The organism is Haliscomenobacter sp., from assembly GCF_033763495.1.
In the GTDB taxonomy this organism is placed as follows: domain Bacteria; phylum Bacteroidota; class Bacteroidia; order Chitinophagales; family Saprospiraceae; genus Haliscomenobacter.
This window is the reverse complement of record NZ_JANRKL010000171.1, coordinates 1-3,110: the sequence shown is the minus strand read 5'-3', so window position 1 is coordinate 3,110 and position 3,110 is coordinate 1. Positions and strand designations below refer to the sequence as shown.

3 protein-coding genes are annotated in these 3,110 nt (G+C 46.0%); all 3 read right to left on the bottom strand.

From position 1 onward, the window contains the following. Window positions 1-312: 312 nt before the first annotated feature. Window positions 313-651 (bottom strand): XisI protein, encoded by a 339-nt coding sequence (locus SFV55_RS18465; RefSeq protein WP_320031014.1) that lies wholly within the window; start codon window positions 649-651, stop codon window positions 313-315. A 44-nt stretch (window positions 652-695) separates the two neighbouring features. Continuing rightward, complete coding sequence (locus SFV55_RS18460; protein ID WP_320031013.1) at window positions 696-1,679, bottom strand: D-alanine--D-alanine ligase; 984 nt, start codon at window positions 1,677-1,679, stop codon at window positions 696-698. A 122-nt stretch (window positions 1,680-1,801) separates the two neighbouring features. Beyond that, window positions 1,802-3,088, bottom strand: coding sequence for a serine hydroxymethyltransferase (gene glyA, locus SFV55_RS18455; protein WP_320031015.1), 1,287 nt, complete (start codon window positions 3,086-3,088; stop codon window positions 1,802-1,804). Window positions 3,089-3,110 lie beyond the last annotated feature (22 nt).

Here is a 3,110-nt window from a genome sequence, read left to right as displayed (position 1 = left end):
CATAGTGACTTTTTGATCAAAGCACAATTGGTGCTTAACCGTATTCAAACCACGAAGTAATTTTTGATTCTTGAATGATAGTGTTATCGAGGAGCCTCCCGCAGTGCACTGCGGGGGGCTTTCTTATTGGTAGGTTGGTTTTTGTGGATGTTTAATCAATTGTTTTTTTGATCTAAATGCCTTAACTTTGGAAAAAGAACAACTGTTTTTTCATTATTTGGGATTTTTTTAAGTAAAAGTTTACGTTTTTTTTATTTAAAGCTATATTTTAAACAACTTTATGTTAAAATTAAAACAACTAATTTCAATTACCTAGGCCCTCACCCCTTCCACCAATCTCCGCATAGCTGGATGTTCCATTCCCGAACAAATATCCTTAGCTGCTACCCCAGCCTCTATCAACTCTTCGTCAATTTTCACATCAGTCCGATTCTCTTGAATCCAGACCTTATTATCTAAAATATCAAAATGGAATACGGTATAATGTACGTGTCGGTCTTTGTACCAGCCCATACGTACCAGCTGATAGTGGTGTTTTTTGGTATCGGCAATGATGAGGTTCTCAACTTCAGGCATGAACGGAGACTTAATATTGGCATACTCTTCCAATACCTGCAAGATGATTTTCTGGTATTTCTTTACTTTTTCCATTGCTTTATCGTCTCTGTGAATGGATCAAAGGTTGCGATGAAATATCATGCTCCCATTTTCATCTTCTGCTTATCCAGCGCCTCATTCACCGCCGCATCCAACAACTCCGTGATACTCCACCCAAACGCCCGCGCCTGTTGGGGCACGATACTCTGTTCGGACATACCCGGGATCGTATTGGCTTCCAGGAAAAAGAAGGTCCCGCCCACCTGGATGTAATCAAAACGACAGATGCCCCGACACCCCAGGGCTTCGTAAATCAATTTGGTTTGGCTTTGTACCAATGCAGTTTGTTCTGCGGAAAGCCGGGCTGGCGTGATCTCCTGGCTTTGGTTTTCGTATTTGGCTTTGAAGTCAAAAAACTCGTTGTGGGGTACAATTTCGGTGATGGGCAACACCACAACTTCACCGTCACGGCGCAATACGCCATTGGAAAATTCATTTCCCTTCAAAAAACCTTCCACCACAACCTCGTCGTCGTATACAAAGGCGTGGTCAATGGCTCCAGCCAATTGATCGGGTGCACTCACCTTAGAAGCACCGTAGCTGCTGCCATTTTTATTGGGTTTCACAAAAACCGGGATACCCATCGCCTCCAGTTCAGTCCAATTGATGGCCTCACCTTTGCGCAATACTTTGGAGGGCGCCATGGGGATATTGTGGCTGCGCAAAAAATCCTTACAAGCTTGTTTGTTGAAGGTAATGGCGCTGGCCATCACATCACAACCCGTGTAGGGAATCCCCAATACCTCGAAATAGCCCTGCAAACAACCATCTTCAGCCGGGTGCCCGTGCAACATTTGATACACCAAATCAAATTTGATGGGTCCATTTGGAGTAGGCAAGCTGAAGTCATTCAGATTGACTACCGCTCCTGTCTGCTGCTCGCTAAATACGGTTCCATTTAACTCGATCACGTACTTTTCGTACTTCTGATCATCAAGGTGTTTGAATACCGTTTGAGCACTTTTGAGGGAGACACTGCGCTCGGCAACATTGCCTCCAGTAAGGATGGCTATTTTTAGCATGTTTTTTGGGTTCAGGGTTTTGGAGGATTGAATGAGTACTTCAATTCCTCAAGCGGTCACTGAGCGAAGCCGAAGTGCCGCTTGAGGAATTGAAGTGCTCATTCAATTCTCCAAAACGAATATTAGGCAATCACACCTTGCTCAGCATACAATGGGAAATTTTCCATGTAAGCATTGATCTCATTGCGGGTAGCAAGAATGAGTGCTTCGTTTTTATAATCGGTCAAAATGGCATCGATCCAATCGATGACTTTCAGACAATCCGCTTCTTTGAAGCCACGAGTCGTAATGGCAGCAGTACCTACCCGAATTCCAGAGGTTACCATTGGCGATTGGGTATCAAAGGGTACCATGTTTTTGTTCACCGTGATGTCAGCACGAACCAGGGCGTTTTCGGCATCTTTACCCGTTACGTTTTTAGAACGCAAGTCAAGTAGCATCAAGTGGTTGTCAGTGCCTCCGGAAATGACTTTGTAGCCTTTTTGAACAAAGGCAGCTGCCATAGCCTGCGCATTTTTCATCACTTGTTGGCCATATTCTTTAAATTCTGGTTGGAGTGCCTCCTGAAAAGCAATGGCTTTGGCCGCAATGACGTGCTCCAGTGGGCCGCCTTGCATACCTGGGAATACCCCACTATTCAGGATGGCCGACATTTTGATTTTTTCACCCTTTTGGGTTGTGCGCCCCCAGGGGTTATCAAAGTTTTTACCCATCATAATGATCCCGCCACGTGGGCCACGCAGGGTTTTGTGGGTAGTGGATGTTACGATGTGGCAATGAGCCATGGGGTTATTCAACAAACCTGCCGCAATCAGACCAGCAGGGTGTGCAATATCAGCTAGCAACAAAGCTCCTACCTTATCGGCAATGGCGCGGAAACGGGCATAATCCCAATCCCGGGCATAAGCAGAGGCCCCACAAACAATCAGTTTAGGTTGTACTTCCAGGGCGGTAGCTTCTACTTTGTCCATATCGATCAAGCCCGTTTCCTGCTCAACGCCATAAAAATGAGCTTCATACACCTTCCCGGAATAATTGACCGGAGAGCCGTGCGAAAGGTGGCCACCATGTGCGAGGTTAAAACCAAGAACCCGATCGCCGGGGCTCAAACAAGCCAAAAATACCGCTGCGTTGGCTTGTGCACCAGAATGTGGCTGCACGTTGGCGTATTCGGCACCAAACAAACTGCACAAACGATCAATGGCAATTTGTTCAATTTTGTCCACCACTTCACAACCGCCGTAATAGCGTTTGCCGGGGTAACCTTCGGCATACTTGTTGGTCAAGCAAGTGCCCATTGCATCCAGCACAGCCTGGCTGGTGAAGTTTTCGGAGGCAATTAGCTCAATGCCTTTCCGCTGGCGATCCAACTCATCATGAATCAGATCAAAAATTACCGTATCCTTCATGGTTATTGGCGGTTGTGATTGT

What these genes read in the sequence shown, in the direction of transcription:
- SFV55_RS18465 (WP_320031014.1), bottom strand. Translation starts at nt 651, where the DNA reads ATGGAAAAAGTAAAGAAATACCAGAAAATCATCTTGCAGGTATTGGAA.
- SFV55_RS18460 (WP_320031013.1), bottom strand. Translation starts at nt 1,679, where the DNA reads ATGCTAAAAATAGCCATCCTTACTGGAGGCAATGTTGCCGAGCGCAGT.
- glyA (WP_320031015.1), bottom strand. Translation starts at nt 3,088, where the DNA reads ATGAAGGATACGGTAATTTTTGATCTGATTCATGATGAGTTGGATCGC.